Origin of the sequence: Pedobacter caeni (assembly GCF_900129215.1) — a bacterium.
Lineage (GTDB): Bacteria > Bacteroidota > Bacteroidia > Sphingobacteriales > Sphingobacteriaceae > Pedobacter > Pedobacter caeni.
In genome coordinates this window covers 1,038,766-1,057,930 of sequence record NZ_FQUQ01000002.1, presented here as the reverse complement: position 1 = coordinate 1,057,930, position 19,165 = coordinate 1,038,766, and the positions used below count along the sequence as shown (strand labels likewise).

Annotated in this window: 17 protein-coding genes; 6 read left to right on the top strand and 11 right to left on the bottom strand. The window is 41.1% G+C overall.

The features are described 5' to 3' along the window. Positions 1-59 precede the first annotated feature (59 nt). Positions 60-1,022 (top strand): M20/M25/M40 family metallo-hydrolase, encoded by a 963-nt coding sequence (locus BUC20_RS11990; protein WP_073231116.1) that lies wholly within the window; start codon positions 60-62, stop codon positions 1,020-1,022. Between the two features lie 3 nt (positions 1,023-1,025). Here the strand turns inward: BUC20_RS11990 and BUC20_RS11985 are convergent, their stop codons facing one another. The 5 genes from BUC20_RS11985 to BUC20_RS11965 form a co-directional block, all read right to left on the bottom strand. Next, positions 1,026-1,292 (bottom strand): hypothetical protein, encoded by a 267-nt coding sequence (locus tag BUC20_RS11985; RefSeq protein WP_200800933.1) that lies wholly within the window; start codon positions 1,290-1,292, stop codon positions 1,026-1,028. Positions 1,293-1,439: 147 nt separating this feature from the next. Further along, positions 1,440-3,089 (bottom strand): S41 family peptidase, encoded by a 1,650-nt coding sequence (locus tag BUC20_RS11980; protein ID WP_073231112.1) that lies wholly within the window; start codon positions 3,087-3,089, stop codon positions 1,440-1,442. Positions 3,090-3,176: 87 nt separating this feature from the next. Continuing rightward, a complete protein-coding gene (locus BUC20_RS11975) occupies positions 3,177-3,785 on the bottom strand; it encodes an HAD hydrolase-like protein (protein WP_073231111.1) in 609 nt (202 codons plus the stop codon). 17 nt (positions 3,786-3,802) lie between these two features. After that, the gene (locus BUC20_RS11970; RefSeq protein ID WP_073231109.1) at positions 3,803-4,297 is read right to left on the bottom strand and encodes an ATP-grasp domain-containing protein; all 495 of its coding nucleotides are present in this window, start codon (positions 4,295-4,297) and stop codon (positions 3,803-3,805) included. Between the two features lie 9 nt (positions 4,298-4,306). Continuing rightward, on the bottom strand, positions 4,307-4,957 hold the full coding sequence (locus BUC20_RS11965; RefSeq protein ID WP_073231107.1) for an ABC transporter ATP-binding protein: 651 nt from the start codon (positions 4,955-4,957) through the stop codon (positions 4,307-4,309). A 65-nt stretch (positions 4,958-5,022) separates the two neighbouring features. Here BUC20_RS11965 and sucC point away from each other — a divergent pair, with 65 nt between their 5' ends. After that, positions 5,023-6,213, top strand: a complete 1,191-nt coding sequence (gene sucC, locus BUC20_RS11960; protein ID WP_073231105.1) for an ADP-forming succinate--CoA ligase subunit beta — start codon at positions 5,023-5,025, stop codon at positions 6,211-6,213. A 426-nt stretch (positions 6,214-6,639) separates the two neighbouring features. Here the strand turns inward: sucC and BUC20_RS11955 are convergent, their stop codons facing one another. Continuing rightward, a complete protein-coding gene (locus tag BUC20_RS11955) occupies positions 6,640-7,974 on the bottom strand; it encodes a sensor histidine kinase (protein WP_073231103.1) in 1,335 nt (444 codons plus the stop codon). Positions 7,975-8,116: 142 nt separating this feature from the next. Between BUC20_RS11955 and asnS the strand changes: the two genes are divergently transcribed. Then, positions 8,117-9,565 carry an asparagine--tRNA ligase gene (asnS, locus tag BUC20_RS11950; RefSeq protein WP_073231101.1) on the top strand — a complete coding sequence of 483 codons (1,449 nt, stop codon included), beginning with the start codon at positions 8,117-8,119 and terminating at the stop codon, positions 9,563-9,565. 849 nt (positions 9,566-10,414) lie between these two features. Here asnS and BUC20_RS11945 read toward each other — a convergent pair. Further along, the gene (locus BUC20_RS11945; RefSeq protein ID WP_073231100.1) at positions 10,415-12,073 is read right to left on the bottom strand and encodes an FMN-binding glutamate synthase family protein; all 1,659 of its coding nucleotides are present in this window, start codon (positions 12,071-12,073) and stop codon (positions 10,415-10,417) included. Positions 12,074-12,150: 77 nt separating this feature from the next. On the opposite strand from BUC20_RS11945, the gene BUC20_RS11940 reads away from it, so the two are divergent. Both BUC20_RS11940 and nhaA read left to right on the top strand, forming a co-directional pair. After that, positions 12,151-12,771, top strand: a complete 621-nt coding sequence (locus BUC20_RS11940) for an L-threonylcarbamoyladenylate synthase (RefSeq protein ID WP_073231098.1) — start codon at positions 12,151-12,153, stop codon at positions 12,769-12,771. A gap of 39 nt (positions 12,772-12,810) precedes the next feature. After that, entirely contained in the window at positions 12,811-13,998 is a 1,188-nt protein-coding gene (nhaA, locus tag BUC20_RS11935; RefSeq protein ID WP_073231096.1) for a Na+/H+ antiporter NhaA, read from the top strand. Here nhaA and trpA read toward each other — a convergent pair. The 4 genes from trpA to trpD form a co-directional block, all read right to left on the bottom strand. After that, positions 13,988-14,755 (bottom strand): tryptophan synthase subunit alpha, encoded by a 768-nt coding sequence (gene trpA, locus BUC20_RS11930; protein ID WP_073231094.1) that lies wholly within the window; start codon positions 14,753-14,755, stop codon positions 13,988-13,990. The two genes, nhaA and trpA, sit on opposite strands and share 11 nt — an antisense overlap. A gap of 8 nt (positions 14,756-14,763) precedes the next feature. Then, positions 14,764-15,945, bottom strand: coding sequence for a tryptophan synthase subunit beta (trpB, locus tag BUC20_RS11925; RefSeq protein WP_073231092.1), 1,182 nt, complete (start codon positions 15,943-15,945; stop codon positions 14,764-14,766). Between the two features lie 83 nt (positions 15,946-16,028). After that, the gene (locus BUC20_RS11920; RefSeq protein ID WP_073231090.1) at positions 16,029-16,685 is read right to left on the bottom strand and encodes a phosphoribosylanthranilate isomerase; all 657 of its coding nucleotides are present in this window, start codon (positions 16,683-16,685) and stop codon (positions 16,029-16,031) included. After that, entirely contained in the window at positions 16,685-17,671 is a 987-nt protein-coding gene (gene trpD / locus BUC20_RS11915) for an anthranilate phosphoribosyltransferase (protein ID WP_073231088.1), read from the bottom strand. The genes BUC20_RS11920 and trpD overlap by 1 nt, the downstream gene beginning before the upstream one ends. 199 nt (positions 17,672-17,870) lie before the next feature. Between trpD and BUC20_RS11910 the strand changes: the two genes are divergently transcribed. Beyond that, entirely contained in the window at positions 17,871-18,815 is a 945-nt protein-coding gene (locus BUC20_RS11910) for an ion channel (protein ID WP_073231086.1), read from the top strand. Positions 18,816-19,165: the final 350 nt, after the last annotated feature.

The following is a 19,165-nucleotide window of genomic DNA, read 5'->3' as shown; positions in this document are numbered from 1 at the left end:
GTCGAAGCAGATATCAATGAATATAATTACCTTTAGCTCAACTGTAACCAGATAAAAAAATGAAAGCATACCTCCTATTCCCATTAATAGTACTGTTGAGTTGCAATACCGTAAAGAATCCTTCGCAGGCACAAACGGAACAGCAATATTCAAAAACAGAACTACAATTACTGAAAGATGTAGAGGTCCTCTCTTCGGATGCTTATCAAGGGCGTAAGACAGGCACTAAGGGCGCAGAAATGACGAGGGAATACCTGAGCAACAGATTTAAACAGATCGGCTTAAAACCCATCCCTTTGCTTTCTGGCTATGAACAGCTCTTCTCTTTCAAAAACAATAAAGGGGTAGAAATTTACGGAAAAAATATGCTGGCTTATATTCCAGGAAAAAATGAGCAGATCATCGTCATTTCGGCGCATTACGATCATGTAGGCGTGATGGACAATGAGGTTTATAACGGTGCAGACGACAATGCATCAGGAGTGGCTGCCTTATTACAGTTTGCAGAACATTTTAAGAAGAACAAACCGAATTATACGTTGGTCATTGCTGCTTTTGATGCGGAGGAAATGGGACTGAGGGGTTCCAGGGCATTTGTAGAAAAGCCGCCTATCCCCCTGGAAAAGATCAGAATGAACATCAACATGGATATGATCAGTCATAATGATAAAGGAGAGTTGTATGCTTGTGGCACTTATAAATACCCGGACTTAAAGAAGTATTTTATCACCACTGATCCTAAAATCAAAGTGTTACTTGGGCATGATGACCCTAAATCCGGTCATGAAGACTGGACGAATCAAAGTGACCAGGGCTCATTCAATGCAAAAAACATTCCTTTCATCTACTTCGGTGTGGAAGACCATAAAGATTACCATAAAGCATCGGATGAATATCAGAATATAAACAAAACGTTCTTTATCAATGCTGCTGCTTCCATTCAGGAAATCATCAATAACATTGATAAAGAACGTAGTACTCAATCTGTCATTAAAGACAAACTGCGGATGAAAAAACAGTAAGGCTTAAAATTCTATTGCCAATAAACTGCTCAAAGGAATATGAATTCCATTTTTCAATTGAATGTATTTCTCGGTTACTGACCATACGGTTGTCGAAACTGTTCTGGGCCCTTCTTTGGTGTTAAAAGAAATATCTGCTTTCGCTTTAAACTCATTTCCAAGCCGCTGTGCAGAGTTCAATTTATCCCTTAACTCTTCTGTATGGTTTTGATCAGCAGGTATGATCTGGCTGATGTCAATTGATTCTTTTTCGATTAATTCCCCTATCATAATAATAATGCCTTAATTCTAATTAAATATGCGTTTAAACAATTAAAATCGCAATAAAAACAGATACTTCAAAGTCATTTTTACATAATTGTGTAAATAGGCTTTTACAATCAAAAAAAACTACTGGTTAACAACAGTTTACCTTTTTCAATTTCTAACCCGACTTTTGATCATTCCTACAAATTCAGGGTCTTCTTTAGAAGGAGCCATCACCAATGGAGTCACTGAACCCGTTTTTTCTGTCTTTATAGCCGCCGAAGCTGAAGCCCTAGGAGTTCCCGAAAGCACAGCAACGGACTTTGCAAGGTATCCTTCCCGGACATCTCCGAATTCATACCTTGGATCATCAATGAAGTTAACATCAGGGTCTGTTGCCGCATCGTAATCCGCCGGCATTCCTTTAAAATAACCACCCTCTCCATTCTTGTTTTTAGTCTCAAACATAGCAAAAAACACATCATAGCGTTTCTGGATCCTGATCGGAAAGAAGCCAACCGGTTTACCATAAGTAGTGGTACCGACCAGTTTTACATTTAAATAAGGTTTTAAACTATTGATCACCAATTCACTGGCGGAAGCGGTGCGGCTGGATACAATAAACACGATATTGCTCACCGACCCAAGGCTACCTTTTTTACTGATTTTTGTGTTTTTATCTTCAGGGCCATAACCTTCATCAGCAAAGGTCAGGTTCCTTCCAAGGGCATTACTATAGATCACTTTATTGTTCACATCCAATACCGGTTGGTTGATCAGAATCCCTGCCTGCCCGTTTCGCATCGTACTATTGTAGTATTCCGTAAACATGATCTGTCCGTTAGCCGATGAAGGAGCAATCAGATTGGTCAGATACTCGGCTGTACTGATATAACCACCACCATTGTACCTTAAGTCGATCACAAGATCTTTGACACCCTCTCTCGAGAAATCAGCAAAGGCTGCATCCAATTCCGCTTTTGTATTGTTATCTAAAGTGGAGAACCTTGCAAAAGCTAGGTAACCGATTTTCTTTGTACCAGAGGTAAGCGTGACAGCTTTATAAACCGGACTGCTTTTATAGCTTGGTGTAGTCAAAGCCAGCGTTTTTGAAAAATCAGCTCCTTTTACGCCACCAGTGTATATGGTACCTGTTATAATTGCACTTGTCGCATCAACCGCATTTTTGGCATAGGTAATATCGGCACCAACCGGCACTCCGTTTATGGTTTTAATGAGCCATCCCCTTTGCACTCCGGCAGCGGCAGCAGGAGATCCGGGGTAAACAGCGGTAACAAATATGCTGTAAACAGCAGGCTCAGTATTATTTGTTCTATATCTTTCCACCCGAAGACCAACATCCTTGCCATTCCCTTCCGTATCTACTGCAGCCAAAGTACTGTGGAGACCAGCCGGCGCGTTAACGGTGGTTGCATCTTCAATAAAGGAATAATTTAAGTCTGTAAAACCAGGCGTATAATCCGGAGAAGCAGAGATCTTACCTATATTAAACAGGTTCTCCTCATAGTTAGCCAGATCAGTACTCAAATTTTTAAATCTTCTTGGTAAATACTCATCATAAGTTGGCAGGCTTGCATTCCAATAATAGATTTCTTTGGCATATAGAAATACAGAATCATTACTTAACTCCACTCTATCCGTAGTAGGAGTTTGTTTACTGTTACCTATCGCAGGAACGCTGATCTGCTTTTTTTTCTCAGGTTCCGGAGCTACTTTATTTTTTTTACAAGCTGCAAATCCCAGAGCTATGGTCATGGTGGCCAGAACTGCATATTTTCTGGTGAGTAGGTGTTTTATCATAGAGTTAATAGAGTTAGATCATAACAAATTTATGATAATTAAACCTCATTACCTCAACTCATTATGCGAATACTAACGTAATTATTTTTATAATAGTTTGCCAACCTCAAAAAAATCGACCCTGGCTTTGGCAGCACATTCCATATCCTTATCGGAATGACCAATAAGCACCAACTCCTCCGATTTCAAATCATGCCTATCCATGATCAGCTCCAATCCTGCTGCTGAGGGTTTATTCCCAATTTCTGCGCCAAAATAAACAACAAGATGGCTTTCCAAACCGTTCCATTCCATCTGTCTGATCTTGTTCAGCTGCATCACCGGATCTCCATCAACCAGAAGGAACAATTGTTTCCCCTGAGCTACAATTTCCTGCAGAAAGGTCAACACCTTATTAAAAATCAATAGCTTTAAAGGAAGCCTGGCATTCTGAAACAGCAGGTCATAATTCACCTGGTATTTCAATGGAATATCAAATTTCGCTGCCGTCTGCTCAAACATCCCTTCCGCTCCATCTGCCAGATATTTCTCCTGCATGAACTGAAGGATTTCTGTTGCATTCAACTGTTCTCCATATTCAATAAACTGCGCAAACAGGTAGTATACCTGTAACAGGTAATCTTTCTCAGGATAAAGAACGTCATCGAGTTCAAAAACAAAAGCCTGTTTTTCTTTTAAAAATTTTTCAGTTGTCATTAAGGTAATATGGGTAGTTAATTGATGGTAAATAAGACTGCTTCAAGTCCTCCCGGAATGGCTTTCGTATAAAAAACACCATTCAGCAAAGCTGAGGTGCCAAGGGTTAACTGCGCATCAGAAGGATCTGAAGGAAACAAAACGGCACCATTCTGATAGATGATCCAATCGCCGGATTGCTTTTCTGTACTCAGGTATTGGTCCAGACTACTGATTTCAGGAAGCAGTACCCGGATTCCGAATTCTTCAAACAGGACAATTGATTTAGAGAGGGCCTCAATTTCAAAAGTATGTAAAGGCAGTATCATTTCTACGCCTTCATCCAAACAGTTGTTTAACAAGTTATGTGCGATGGTATCGTCGTTTCTCTCCCCTAAGGAGTGCATCTGATAAGCATCAGACGAGAATGAAGGCATATCGCCATAATCTGCGAGTAATATATGGTCATTGACAAAAGCTTTCAGCAGTTTTAAAGCTGCAGCAGATTTGCCACCTGTAATTAATAGTTTCAAAATGTTATATTATATGATTAATCCGTCTTTCATGGTAACGACCCTGTCGCTGATTTTTGCCAGGCCTTCATTATGTGTCACGATGACAAAGGTTTGTTTAAAGTTATCCCTAAGGGTGATAAAGAATTCGTGTAAAGCATTTGCATTGGCAGAATCCAGGTTCCCGGAAGGTTCATCAGCCAATATGATGGCGGGATTGTTAATCAATGCCCTTGCTACTGCGATTCTTTGCTGTTCTCCTCCGGAAAGTTGATTCGGTTTATGTGTTGCACGGTCCTTCAGTCCTAACAGATCCAGCAGTTCCATTGCCCGTTGTTCCGCTTCCTTTTTACCGGTTTTTGCAATAAAAGCAGGAATACAAATGTTTTCCAGCGCACTGAATTCAGGCAACAGGTGATGGAATTGAAAAACAAAGCCTATATTTTTGTTACGAAAGATACTCAACAGCTCGCCCGACAGGAGATTTACTTTGGCACCATTTAATTGTACCGTCCCATGATCCGGCTTATCTAAGGTCCCCAATATATGTAACAATGTGCTTTTCCCCGCTCCGGAAGCACCAATAATACTCACAATTTCTCCTTTTGCCACTTCAAAATCCACCCCTTTCAGGATGGGTAAATTTCCGTAAGCTTTCTTAATACCTGTAGCTTTTAGCATAAATGCAAACTTACTGTTTTTAAAACCAATCTGAAATTGTAGATTTGGACAAATTTTTTCAGCAAATGAATATCCACGAATATCAAGGTAAAGAAATACTTAAAAGTTTTGGTGTAGCCGTACAAGAAGGCATTGTTGCCGACACGGTTGAGCAGGCTGTAGAAGCTGCTAAAAAAATGAAAACTGACTTCAATTCTGATTGGGTTGTGATTAAAGCACAAATCCATGCAGGCGGAAGAGGTAAAGGCGGAGGTGTAAAACTAGCCAAGAACCTTGATGAGGTTAAAGAAAGAGCTGCTGCGATCCTGGGCATGCAATTGGTAACCCCGCAAACTGGTCCTGAAGGTAAGAAAGTAAACAAAATTTTAGTTGCACAGGATGTTTATTATCCTGGAGCTTCAGAAACTAAAGAGTTCTATGTTGGTGTATTGTTAAACCGTGCAACGGGCAAAAACATCATTATGTATTCTACCGAAGGTGGAATGGATATTGAAGAAGTAGCAGAAAAAACACCTCATCTGATATTCAAAGAAGAGATTGACCCTAAAGTTGGTCTTCAAGGATTCCAGGCCCGTAAGGTAGCCTTCAATCTTGGATTGAGCGGAGCTGCTTTCAAAGAGATGGTGAAATTTGTGACTGCGCTTTACAAAGCGTATGACAGCATTGACTCTGCGATGTTTGAAATCAACCCGGTATTGAAAACTTCTGATGACAAAATCATCGCTGTAGATGCTAAAGTTGATTTAGATGAAAACGCATTGTTCCGTCATCCTGATTATGCAGCAATGCGTGATAAACTGGAAGAAGATCCAACAGATGTTGAAGCAAGCGAATCGAACTTAAACTATGTGAAATTAGATGGTAATGTTGGCTGTATGGTTAACGGTGCTGGTTTAGCTATGGCGACTATGGACATCATCAAAATTGCTGGTGGTGAGCCTGCTAACTTCCTTGACGTAGGTGGAACTGCAAACGCACAAACAGTAAAAGCTGGTTTTAACATCATCCTTAAAGACCCTAATGTAAAAGCGATCCTGATCAATATCTTTGGTGGTATTGTTCGTTGTGACCGTGTTGCTCAAGGTGTAATTGATGCTTACAAAGAAATCGGAGATATCCCTGTTCCAATCATCTGTCGCTTACAAGGTACAAATGCCGCTGAAGCTAAACAGTTAATTGATGAGTCAGGATTAAAAGTATATTCTGCAATCGCATTGAAAGATGCTGCTGCTTTAGTTACCAAAGTACTTTCTTAGTATCAGGTAATCAAACCAAAACAGAAAGGTCAATTGTTTATTCAATTGGCCTTTTTTTATGCCCTTATTTTTTGGATGAGGAAGGTCTAAAATACAAGAAGCCTCCAGTCATCCAACGGGAGGCTTCTTTAACCAAATATAAATTAAACGAGCTGACACAAATATAGAACTTAAAGACAAAAAACACAATTTATTTAAAAATAAAATCACAAAATCATAAAAACACACAAATAAATTACAATAATCAACCAATAAATCTATAAAACTGTCAAAAACACCAAAATAATATTAAAAAAAAATAACAAAAACAGTTATAAAAATCAAAATATAAATGAAAAACAAAAATAAATAGACGATAATTCAAAATTAACATAGAAAAAAGACATAAAAACAAATAAAAATCACACTAAACTCAATGAAACACAATTAAAAGCCATCCAATTTAAAGGAAACATAAAAAACAGAGCCTTTTTCCAGTTTACTTTCAAACCAAATTTTACCTTGTTGTTGTTCTGTAAACTCTTTACATAACAAAAGCCCCAGACCGATTCCTTTTTCGTTATTAGTGCCATAAGTAGCAGAAGCCTTAAGCTGGAACAGGCTTTCTTGTTTATCAGCCGAAATGCCGATTCCATTGTCAGAAATAATGATCAGTCCTTCTGCGTCCCTGTATCTGGTAGAAACTACAATCTCTCCTCCAATAGGTGTAAACTTTATCGCATTTGACACAAGGTTTCTGATCACCAGATGCAACATATCATGATCAGCCATTACGTTTAGCTGTCCGGCGGTTAAAACATTCAAACGTATCCCCTTTTTATCTGCTATTGACTTTTCAATCTTCAACCAGTTCTTCAGCGCATCATTCACATCCAATGATTTCAACTGAACAGTTGCACCCATCATCTGTGTCCTTGACCAGGACAACAAGTTCATCAGCATCTCTGAAGTATCCCGGGTAATCTCCAGCAATTGACCTTCTATAAAATGCTTCTCCCCCTCTTCCAGTCCAACAGAATTCAACAGTTCGAGATATCCCTGTATCGAACTCAATGGCATCCTCACATCGTGAGCTACAATAGAAAGCAGCCTGTCTTTTTCCTGATTCAGGTATTCCAGTTCGCGCTTCTGAAGAAGGATCTCTTCGTTCTGCACTTCAATTGCGTGGTTCCTCTCCTCTACCGAAGCACGCTCATGGTCATAATTCTTTCGCATATAGCTGATTGAAAAGAAAATCAGGGTAGCAGATACCACATAAGTCACTCCAAAATCAATGGTCCTCACGGTATTGTTGAGGTATAAATTGGGTGCCAGATGCGGAAAATACAATTCCACCACCAATACCCCCAGCACAATCAGCATATTAAAAGGCACCCAAAACACATATTGTTTCTTGGGAATAATGGTAATGATGATAAAAAAAGAAAGTGCAAAAAGTAAAATATTGGGCCCAAGAATTCCCGAATTATAGAAATAACAAAATACAAAAGCAAGGTTACATGCCAGACAAAAGATCATAATGCATAGCAAAGACCTTCTTTTAACCCTGGACAGGTAATAGAGTCCGACAATAAAAACCATGCATACACAGCAAAGCCAGGCCAGCTCCTTCAGGTTTACCGCATAGTTATATGGAGCTTCAACCAGCATGGCAAAGAAGGCAAAGATGCACATGGTATTAAAAATACGCTCTTCCAGAGAAAAACGATAGACATCACCAATGGCATTTTGCCAGAAGGAAAGTTTAAGATTTGGTAGCACGTTAATGAAGATTGAGAATGAAACGCAAACTTAATATATTAACATTCATAAAAAAAATCATTATACAATTGAATATAAGGCTGCTATTCCCTCTTATTTATTGAATGAAATCCTTATTTTTGAAGCTCTCCACAATAAAATCATGATAAAACGAGAAAAAGTAAAAAGCCTGTTAGAGACAGAGCAGTTCGACAGAGAAGTAACCGTTATGGGTTGGGTTCGTACCTTCCGTAACAATCAGTTTATTGCAATAAATGATGGTTCCTGCATGGGAAATATCCAGATTGTTGTTGACTTTAATAATACCCCTGAAGATTTATTAAAACGCATTACTACAGGAGCTGCCATATCCGTTACCGGAATTATCGTAGAGTCCGTTGGTAAAGGTCAGAGAGTTGATATAAAAGCAAATTCCATTGAAATATTAGGTGATAGCGATCCGGAAAAATTTCCGTTACAACCTAAGAAACACAGCTTGGAATTCCTGAGGGAAATTGCCCATTTACGTTTCCGCACCAATACCTTCAATGCAGTTTTCAAATTACGTCATGCCCTGGCTTTCGCGATTCATCAGTTTTATAATGACCGTGGTTTCGTCTACATGCATACCCCGGTAATTACGGCCTCTGATGCTGAAGGTGCAGGAGAAATGTTTAAAGTGACTACTTTAGACTTCGACAACACCCCACGTACAGAAGACGGTAAAGTAGATTTCTCACAGGATTTCTTTGCCCGCGCAACTAACCTTACCGTATCCGGTCAGCTGGAGGGCGAGCTTGCCGCCATGGCCTTTGGACAGATCTATACTTTCGGCCCTACATTCAGAGCTGAAAACTCAAATACCACCCGTCACCTTGCTGAATTCTGGATGGTTGAACCTGAGGTTGCTTTTGCCGACCTTGAAGACAACATGCAACTGGCAGAAGACATGATGAAATACGTCATCAGCTACGCCGTAAAAAACTGCAAAGAAGAAATAGAATTCCTGAACAACCGACTGCTGGAAGAGGAAAAAACCAAACCACAGAACGAGCGCAGTGAGCTCTCTTTAATTGAAAAATTAAACTTCTGCCTGGACAATGATTTCCAGCGCCTGACTTATACTGAAGCCATCGCAATCCTAAGGTCTTCAAAACCAAATCAAAAGAAACAATTCAAATACCTTATTGATGAATGGGGAGCAGACCTTCAATCGGAGCACGAACGCTACCTGGTAGAAAAACATTTCAAAAAGCCAGTGATCTTAACCGACTACCCTGCCGACATCAAGTCATTCTACATGCGTCAGAATGAACCAGATGCAGAAGGCAGAAAAACAGTAGCCGCAATGGACATCCTTTTCCCTGGAATCGGAGAAATGATCGGCGGATCAGCCAGAGAAGAACGTATGGATAAGCTTGTACAGAGAATGGAAGAACTGAACATCCCACAAGAAGAACTGTGGTGGTATTTAGACACCAGACGTTTTGGAACAGCTCCACATGCAGGATTCGGCTTAGGCTTCGAAAGACTTGTACTTTTTGTAAGTGGAATGACGAACATCAGAGATGTAATTGCTTTTCCACGTTTCCCGAGAAACGCTGAGTTTTAAAGCTCAACACCTATAAAAACGACCGGTTTCATTTAGTTGAAACCGGTCTTTTCTTTTAAACTGCTTTTTTTTTCTGTAAGTCGCTTTCTTTGCTATGTTGTTTTTTGTTATGTTGTTTTCTGTTAGGAGAAATTAAGTGTTACAAAAAAATCCCATCTCCTTTTCATCCCCGAATCTTTGCTGAAGGGCAAATATTCGAATGTCTTCAAAGCAGAGGGACATTTTTGTTAAAAAAAATGATTGCTCCTCAGCATGATGCAATTTGAGCGTATACCTTTCACATCGTTCAATTGACTAATGCACCTTCCCTCAATAAACATGTTACTCAACCTTTACATCACTCAATTAAACAGACCACCTTCCCTCTATAAACATGTTACTCAACCTTTGCATCACTCAATTGAGCAGACCACCCTCCCTCAATAAACATGTTATTCAACCTTTACATCACCCAATTGAGCAGCCAATACTCAATTAAAGACCATCTTCAACTTTAACCTAGCAAATTGAAAAATCTACCTATCCTAAATAAATACGCTATTCAACTTCAACACAATCCAATTAAAAAATCTACCGATCTTCAATTAAATACCCGACTCAACTTTAACACAACCCAATTGAACAACCCTGCCTCCCCTCACAACTCCTTTGAAATCTGCTAAGACCCGGGTCGAGGTTTAGCCTATGGAGCGAACCTTAAATCTATGCAGGATTTCTTCAACTACAGGAGTATACTCTGAAAAGGCATAGAAAGATTTTGCCGCGCCCTTCAGCGCAAAAGATTTCAGCCGCTGAAGAGTATCTCCTGTAGTTGAACAGAAAGAAGCAAGATGCCAAACAAGAGCGGAACTAACTTCCGGAAGTCAGGTTATCATTAAAGGAATTGGCATGTGCATAATCGACAATAGAGACCTTATAATCGGTAGGTGTAAAGCTGGAAGAAGTGCTCAATGCCATCCCCAATTCAAACCTCAACGGATATGGTGTTTTCAACAAACTACCTTCCGGGATATAAGGGAAGCTTTCCATATAAGACTGCATCACATTCGGGGCAATCCTTCTATTGATATAAGCCCTTGTCAACTGATAAGTATGGTGTAATCCTGCAGCACCAAGCAGCTCTACCGCACTTTGGACGGTCAGCTTATGGAAGTTAAACACCCTGACTCTTTTATCTTCTACAACCAGACCTTTCATTAAACTTGCGTCTTGCGTAGCTACTCCTGTAGGGCAGGTATTGCTATTACATTCCAGCGCCTGTATACAACCCAGTGCAAACATCATTCCTCTGGCAGAGTTACATAAATCGGCACCTAAGGCGATATTTTTTACCAGGTCAAATCCAGAAGAGATCTTTCCGGAGGCGATGATTTTGATGTGTTGCTTCAGATTAAACCCGGACAATACATCATATACAAAAGCAACGCCTTCTCTCAAAGGCATACCCACTGCGTTGGAGAATTCCTGAGGTGATGCACCTGTACCACCTTCACCACCATCAACAGTTACAAAATCAACATATGTACCCGTTTCCGACATGGCTTTACAGATGGCAAAGAACTCACTTCTTCTTCCGATGCAGAGTTTTATCCCTATCGGTTTACCACCTGAGAGTTCCCGCAGCTTTTGAACAAAAGCCACCAGCTCCAGTGGTGTTTTAAAGGCCGCATGTGCCGGGGGTGAGATCACGTCAAAACCTTCTTTCACCAATCTGATCCTGGCGATTTCCGGAGTCACTTTCTTAGCTGGCAGAATTCCACCATGACCTGGTTTTGCACCTTGTGAAAGCTTGATCTCGATCATCTTCACCTGGTCCGACTGTGAGCGTTCTGCGAAGGCATCATAATTAAAAGTACCGTCATGATGGCGACAGCCGAAGTAGCCTGTTCCTATTTGCCAGACCAGATCACCTCCCGGGTTTGCATGATAATCACTGATTCCACCTTCGCCGGTATTATGTGCAAAATTTCCCAGTTTAGCTCCTCCGTTTAACGCAAGGATAGCGTTCTGACTCAATGAGCCGAAACTCATGGCCGATATATTATAAATACTTGCAGAATAAGGCTTTGTACAGCCCGGACCACCTACCAGCACCCTTGGATCTTCATCAAGTTCCGTATGACTGATGGCAGCGATGCTATGGCTCAGCCATTCATACCCATTTTCATAAACATCCAGCTGGGTACCGAAAGGAATGGTATCATTCTCTTTTTTTGCTCTTTGATAGATCAGGGAGCGGTTTAACCTGCTGAAAGGTTTCCCATTGGTATCGCTTTCTACAAAATACTGATATACTTTTGGCCGCAGGTCTTCCATAAAATACCTTAGTCTGCCTACTACGGGGTAATTTCTTACGATGCTATGCTTGGGTTGGTAAAGGTCATAGACACCGAGGATTACAATCGGACCGATAAAGATGAAAGCCCAGTAAAACGGAGGCCAGGCGAGGCTGATCATGACCGTTGCGGTCACCAGAAATGCAGCAATTGCGATAAAAGCTTTTCTCATATGGTTTAATTTAATAAAAACATACTAATAGAACAATAATAAACATAATAAGGTATAAAGATTTTGTAATTTTACATATGCTTATCAAAATCTATCCTGAAAATCCGAATCCTAAAGCCATTGAACAAGCGGTTGAGGTCTTAAAAAAGGGAGGCATCATCATCTATCCTACCGATACGGTCTACGGACTGGGTTGTGACATTACCAATCAGAAAGCCATAGAAAAGATTTGCCGGTTGAGGGGAATCAAACCCGAGAAAGCTAACTTTTCTTTCATCTGCTCTGACCTCAGACACATTTCCGATTACATTAAGCCCATTGATACCACTACATTCAGGGTGTTAAAAAAGGCATTACCAGGACCATTCACGTTTATATTCAACGCGAATAATAACGTTCCGAAGCTACTTAGTTCCAATAAAAAGACGGTAGGTATCCGTGTTCCTGACAATGCTATTGCCCGTGAGATCGTGATGTTGCTGGGCAATCCCATTTTATCCACTTCGATCAAGGACGATGATGAGCTCATTGAATATTCCACAGATCCGGAATTGATCCATGAGAAATACGAAGACAAGGTAGACCTTGTGATTGATGGCGGATACGGTGATAATGAACCTTCTACCGTTGTAGATTGCACATCCGGTGAGTTTGAAATCATTCGTGAGGGTAAAGGGGATCTGGAAAGTTTCCTTTAATTTGTTGCCTAACTCCCCCTCGAATGGTATCTTTAGCACATGGCGAAACTATTCAATTTACAAGCATTCAGGGAATTTATCCGTTCAGGACAAATTGGGGGGATTATTCTTCTCATTTGTGTGGCCGTCTCTTTATTTATTGCAAATTCCTCTTACAGTGAAGGGTTCGCCAATCTATTAACCACTGATTTAGGCATTACCTTTGGTAACAACAGCTATTCTTTTACTGTTTCTGCATGGATCAACGATGCCTTAATGGCCATCTTTTTTCTGTTGGTAGGACTGGAAATCAAAAGAGAACTCGTGGAAGGGGAACTATCCTCGATCAAGAAGGCTTCCTTACCTGTGATTGCTGCTCTTGGAGGGATGATTGTTCCTGCCCTGATCTATTTTGCTTTTAACACAAACACGCCTACAGCTTCAGGATGGGGAATCCCGATGGCGACTGACATTGCTTTTGCACTGGCCATTATTTCCATGCTTGGCAAAAGCGTCCCTACCTCATTAAAGATCTTTCTGGCGGCTCTTGCCATTGTGGACGACCTTGGTGCCATCCTTGTCATTGCAGTATTTTATACCAATGAAGTTCATTTTGACTACCTTTTAATGGCGGCAGGTGTACTTGCGGTATTGTTTGTCTTTAACTACTTCAAAATAAAGCCTTTGTTTTTCTATCTTATCCCGGGTATATTTTTATGGTATTTCATCCACCATTCCGGAATCCATGCTACAATTGCGGGAGTTTTGCTGGCTTTTACGATTCCTTGTAATTCGACAAATGTAGAATCACCACTGGAGAAGCTGGAGCATTTGCTAAATGGCCCTGTAAACTATTTTATCATGCCTATTTTCGCACTGGCCAATACCAATATCACTTTTCAGAAAGAGATGCTTGGAGGGCTTGTTTCCCCCTTGGGGGCGGGAATTATCCTGGGTTTATTTGCCGGAAAAACAATAGGGGTTACGCTCTTTTCATGGTTGGCGGTAAGGCTAAAACTAGGTAGCTTACCATCCCGGTCCGGCTGGAAACATATCATTGGATTGGGTATGCTTGCCGGAATAGGATTTACCATGTCCATTTTTATTTCCCTATTGTCTTTCAGCGACGAGATGCATGTTACGGAGGCTAAATTTGCCATCCTTTGTGCTTCTGTAATTGCCGGATTAATTGGCTTTATTTACCTTAAATCGATCAAAACCAAGAAAGAAGTTACAACTACGACTTAAAGGTTTTCATAAAATCTTTTACGCTGCCAGCTACGTCATCAGCCTTCAGATTTTTAACGAAGGCACTGCCGATGATTGCTCCGTTTGCATACTGACAAGCCTTATCAAAGGTTTCTTTGCTGCTGATTCCAAAGCCTATCATTGTAGGATTATTGAGCTTCAGGTCTGCAATTCTGGAGAAATAAGCTTCTGTGCCTTCAGACACCTGCAGGTTTTGCCCTGTGGTAGCAGAGGAAGACAGCAGATAGATAAAGCCATTGCTTAAGCCATCAATCTTACGGATTCTTTCCGGAGAGGTCTGAGGAGTAACCAGGAAGATATTCGTCAGTCCGTTTTCTTTGAACGCACCGCTGTAAAGCTCTTCATATTCGATCATTGGAAGATCCGGAACAATACATCCATCTACACCTACTTCGGCGCATGATTTACAGAAGTTCTCTACCCCATATTGCAACATCGGGTTCACATATCCCATCAGCAATACCGGGATGCTCACTGTTTTACGAAGATCTTTCAATTGTTCAAACAACAGTTTCAGCGTCATTCCACCATCCAGGGCGGTTTTGCTGCTTGCCTGAATGATCGGACCATCTGCCACAGGATCAGAATATGGAAAACCGATTTCCAATAAGTCTGCGCCTGATCTTTCCAGCTCTTCTGCAATCGCAACGGTATCACCTAAGTTTGGATATCCTGCGGTATAATAGATGGATAATATATTTTTTTTCTCCTGAAATAACTTATTAATTCTGTTCATTGCTCTTCTTATAAATCAAAATACTTCATATAGGTATCCATGTCTTTATCTCCCCTTCCGGACAAACAAACAACTACATTTTCTTTACCTGTAAACTTCATTTTCTCTAAATACGCCAGGGCGTGTGCACTTTCAATTGCTGGGATAATTCCTTCCAGCTGTGTCAGTAATAAACCTGCCTGCAAGGATTCGTCGTCTGTTACAGAAACATACTCCCCTCTTAAGGTCTTGAACAAGTGTGCGTGCTGAGGACCTATTCCCGGATAATCAAGGCCTGCTGATACCGAATAAGGTTCGATCACCTGTCCATCTTCTGTTTGCATCAGGATGCTTCTGCTGCCATGTAACACCCCTTCCTTACCCAAAGAAGTTGTGGCTGCCGAATGTCCGCTATCTACTCCTTTTCCTGCTGCTTCTACGGCAATCAGTTTCACCTGCTCATCATTGATAAAATGGTAGAACATGCCCATTGCATTACTTCCTCCGCCTACACAGGCAAGTACATAATCTGGCTGATCATTCCCCGTTTGTTCAATCAGTTGCTTTTTTGTTTCTTCAGAAATGATCGATTGAAACAGGGCCACCATATCCGGATAAGGGTGTGGACCGACTACAGAGCCGATGATATAATGGGTATCAATGGGATTATTGATCCAGTCGCGCATGGCTTCATTGGTTGCATCTTTCAATGTTTTACTTCCTGAAGTTGCGGGAACCACTTTGGCACCTAACATTTTCATTCTTGCAACATTGGGTGCCTGACGTTTGATGTCAATCTCGCCCATATACACCACACACTCCAGTCCGCGCAACGCACAAACGGTAGCCGTTGCCACCCCATGTTGCCCTGCACCTGTCTCCGCGATGATGCGCTTTTTACCCAATCTTTCGGCCAGTAAGATCTGTCCGATGGTATTGTTGATCTTATGTGCACCGGTATGGTTCAGGTCTTCTCTTTTCAGGAAGATGTTTGCGTTGTAGCGTTGCGACAAGCGTTTAGCCAGGTATAAGGGAGAAGGTCTTCCAACATAATCTTTAAGCAATTGATGAAACTCCTTTTGAAAGTCTTCATCTTCGATAATTTTCAGGTAATTGGTTCTTAGTTCTTCCACATTGGGATATAACATTTCGGGAATGTAAGCTCCTCCGAAATCTCCAAAATAACCCTTCTCATTTACAAAATAGTTCATAATCCTGTTCTTATTTCTTTAGTATTCCGTTATCCATATGCTTAATAACGCTTTTCTTTTCCTACAATATTTCCTGGTGTTGTTTAAGATTTAACTCCTGACAACTCCTTTATAAATTCAATCAATTTACTGGTGTCTTTCAGCCCTGGTTCCAGTTCAAATCTGCTGTTGATATCAATTGCAAACAATCTTGGATCGGCAATTTCACTTAAAGCCACAGCACTTTCCGGACCGATTCCTCCACTTAAAAAATAAGGGACATCGAGTTCATATTTTTTCAGCAGGCTCCAGTCGAACTTTTTACCTGAGCCACCATGATCCGGTGTTTGTGTATCAAATAAAAAGTAATCTACCTTTCCTTCGTATTTATTCAGCTGCCGAAAATCAAAAGATGCATCAATACCAAATGATTTAATGATCTTAAAGTCTGGTTGCGTTGTTTTGATCTGCTGAGCCAACACCTCCGCATATTCCGGACTTTCCCCTCCATGCAGCTGCAGGGCATTCAGGCTATATTTCCGCACTAAATCCAGTACAACATCCGCTTCTTCGTTTACAAAAACACCTGTCCGCAGGATGCTTTCCGGCAATGCGTTCAGTGTCTCCGGAGCCAGTTCAGCTGCATATCTTTTAGAGCCCTTAAAGAAGATAAAGCCCATAAAGTCCGGCTGTAATGCTGCTACCTCCTTCATATTATCAGGATGCAGCATGCCACAGATTTTCAACAGCGGCTTTCCCATTACGACAGCAGGCTTTTAAAAGTATTCAATGCTCTTTTACTAAATAACGATTCCTCTGCTTCATAGAAACAATCTGCAAAAGTCTTACTGCTATCGATCGTTTGAATGGCAAGCGCTGCATTACACAACACCACATTGTTCTGTGCGTTCTCTCCTTCTCCATTCAGGACATTCATAAATATCTCTGCCGAAGAGGCTACGGTATCACCACCTTTGATCAATTGTTCATCGATCTCTTCAAAACCAAGGTCAGCTACTTTTCTCAGTGCCTCCCCGTTTTTGCTGAACGTTTTAAAGTCGCAGGTTAAAGAAACCTCATCAAAGCCATCCACTGCATGCAGAATGGTATAATTTTTATCCGTATCCTGATACAGGTAAGCATACAAACGTGCCAGCTCCAGGCTAAACACACCTACCAGTTGATTTTTCGGCTGTGCCGGATTACACATTGGTCCCAGCATATTGAAGAAAGTTTTCACCCCCAGTTCTTTCCTGATAGGTGCTACAGTTTTCATTGCCGGATTGAACAAAGGCGCATGAATAAAGCAGATTCCCGATTTATCCAGGCTTCTCTTTAAAACATCCTGATCACTTGTAAACTGGTAGCCTAAATACTCCATTACATTGGAAGATCCGCAGCCTGAAGAAACGCCATAGTTACCATGCTTAGCCACCTTATGCCCTGCCCCTGCCACCACGAATGAAGCAAGTGTAGAAATGTTAAACGTATCCTTTCCATCTCCACCTGTTCCGCAAAGATCGATCAGTTCATGATCCGAAAAATCAAGCTTTACACAAAGGTCCAGCATGGCATCACGAAAGCCCTGCAACTCCTCCACCGTAATGTTACGCATCCCGTAAACGGTAATAAAAGCAGCGATCTGGGAGGTATTAAACTCACCTAAAGCAATGGAAGTCAGGATTCGCTGTGCTTCAGCTCTGCTGAAGGTCTTGTTTTCAAATAAGTGGTTGAGTATTTTCTTCATGGGTATAAAACAAAAAAGGTTGCCTTAAGCAACCCTCAAAATATTTTTATGTAAAATAAAACGTTCAAAACAGGGGGTTACACTACGCTATTGCGTTGTGCCACCACCAAAGATTAAGTCCGTTTGTTTGTATCATCTAAAGCAAAGATGGAATAGTTTTTAATAATTGCAAAATTTTTCTTGAAATTAGTAAGAAATTATGGCATTATTCAAACGGAAATCACAAGTCGACGACGACTTAGGGTTTGGTACACAACCTGTTAGCGAAAACCAAAGATTAATGAATGCCGATGGTTCTTCCAACGTCCGGCGGACCGGCCTCCCTATTTTCAGAAGTTCAGACACTTATAACTGGCTGATTTCCATGTCCTGGAAAAAATTCCTGTTCATCATCCTTCTGGCCTACCTCGTGGTAAATACCCTCTTTGCCACTTTATATGTCTCCATAGGAATTGAGCACCTTAAAGGAGCTGATGGGATCAGTCCGAGAGATCATTTCTTCGATGCCTTTTTCTTTTCTGCCCAAACCATTTCTACAGTCGGATACGGACACATCAGTCCGGATGGTTTTGCCACCAGCTGTCTTGCCGCCTTTGAGTCCATGCTCGGCTTACTTGCTTTTGCCCTTGCCACGGGTTTATTGTACGGCCGTTTTTCCAGGCCCACAGCCAAAGTAGTCTACAGCCCTAACATGGTCATTGCCCCATACAAAGGAATTAAAGGGCTCATGTTCCGACTTGCCAATCTAAGAAACAACCAGCTCATCGAAATTGAAGTTCAGGTTGTCCTGTCCTATAACGAGTCTGTTGACGAAAAGAAAATCCGGCGATTTTACCCCTTGGAATTAGAAAGATCCAAAATCGGATTACTGACCTTAAGCTGGACCGTTGTCCACCCCATAGATGAAAACAGTCCCATCTTCGAAAAAACAGCAGAAGAGCTGGCTGAAGCAGAAGTAGAGATTCTGGTTTTATTAAAAGCCTTTGACGACACCTTCTCTCAAACGGTACATACCCGCACCTCTTACCGTGATGAAGACATTATCCACAACGCTAAATTCGCGAACATTTTCTCCAGGGACGACAATGGCAGGACCACTCTGGACCTTTCCCGAATTGGCAATACCGAAGTAGCATCATCATGATAATCCATTGATCAGAAATCAGAGGCAGGAGAAATTTAGTGTTACAAAAATATCCCATCTCCTTTTCATCCCCGAATCTTTGCTGAAGGGCAAATATTCGAATGTCTTCAAAGCAGAGGGACATTTTTGTTAAAGAAATGATTGCTCCTTCGCATGATGCAATTTGAACGCCTAAATTTTAACTCAATTGAATATTCACCTCCTATCACTCAAGTAAACATCAGACCTTCCCTTAAGACAATTAACATCCTCCCTATCCTAAATTGACCGTCCTGCTCAACCTTTTTATAAAAAATTGAACATCAACCCCTCTCTTAACTCAATTGAACACCCCTAAGCACCCTTCGCAC

What these genes read in the sequence shown, in the direction of transcription:
- BUC20_RS11940 (WP_073231098.1), top strand. Translation starts at nt 12,151, where the DNA reads ATGCTTATCAAAATCTATCCTGAAAATCCGAATCCTAAAGCCATTGAA.
- trpB (WP_073231092.1), bottom strand. Translation starts at nt 15,945, where the DNA reads ATGAACTATTTTGTAAATGAGAAGGGTTATTTTGGAGATTTCGGAGGA.
- BUC20_RS11975 (WP_073231111.1), bottom strand. Translation starts at nt 3,785, where the DNA reads ATGACAACTGAAAAATTTTTAAAAGAAAAACAGGCTTTTGTTTTTGAA.
- BUC20_RS11985 (WP_200800933.1), bottom strand. Translation starts at nt 1,292, where the DNA reads ATGATAGGGGAATTAATCGAAAAAGAATCAATTGACATCAGCCAGATC.
- asnS (WP_073231101.1), top strand. Translation starts at nt 8,117, where the DNA reads ATGATAAAACGAGAAAAAGTAAAAAGCCTGTTAGAGACAGAGCAGTTC.
- nhaA (WP_073231096.1), top strand. Translation starts at nt 12,811, where the DNA reads ATGGCGAAACTATTCAATTTACAAGCATTCAGGGAATTTATCCGTTCA.
- trpA (WP_073231094.1), bottom strand. Translation starts at nt 14,755, where the DNA reads ATGAACAGAATTAATAAGTTATTTCAGGAGAAAAAAAATATATTATCC.
- BUC20_RS11945 (WP_073231100.1), bottom strand. Translation starts at nt 12,073, where the DNA reads ATGAGAAAAGCTTTTATCGCAATTGCTGCATTTCTGGTGACCGCAACG.
- BUC20_RS11980 (WP_073231112.1), bottom strand. Translation starts at nt 3,089, where the DNA reads ATGATAAAACACCTACTCACCAGAAAATATGCAGTTCTGGCCACCATG.
- BUC20_RS11920 (WP_073231090.1), bottom strand. Translation starts at nt 16,685, where the DNA reads ATGGGAAAGCCGCTGTTGAAAATCTGTGGCATGCTGCATCCTGATAAT.
- BUC20_RS11910 (WP_073231086.1), top strand. Translation starts at nt 17,871, where the DNA reads ATGGCATTATTCAAACGGAAATCACAAGTCGACGACGACTTAGGGTTT.
- BUC20_RS11990 (WP_073231116.1), top strand. Translation starts at nt 60, where the DNA reads ATGAAAGCATACCTCCTATTCCCATTAATAGTACTGTTGAGTTGCAAT.
- sucC (WP_073231105.1), top strand. Translation starts at nt 5,023, where the DNA reads ATGAATATCCACGAATATCAAGGTAAAGAAATACTTAAAAGTTTTGGT.
- BUC20_RS11965 (WP_073231107.1), bottom strand. Translation starts at nt 4,957, where the DNA reads ATGCTAAAAGCTACAGGTATTAAGAAAGCTTACGGAAATTTACCCATC.
- trpD (WP_073231088.1), bottom strand. Translation starts at nt 17,671, where the DNA reads ATGAAGAAAATACTCAACCACTTATTTGAAAACAAGACCTTCAGCAGA.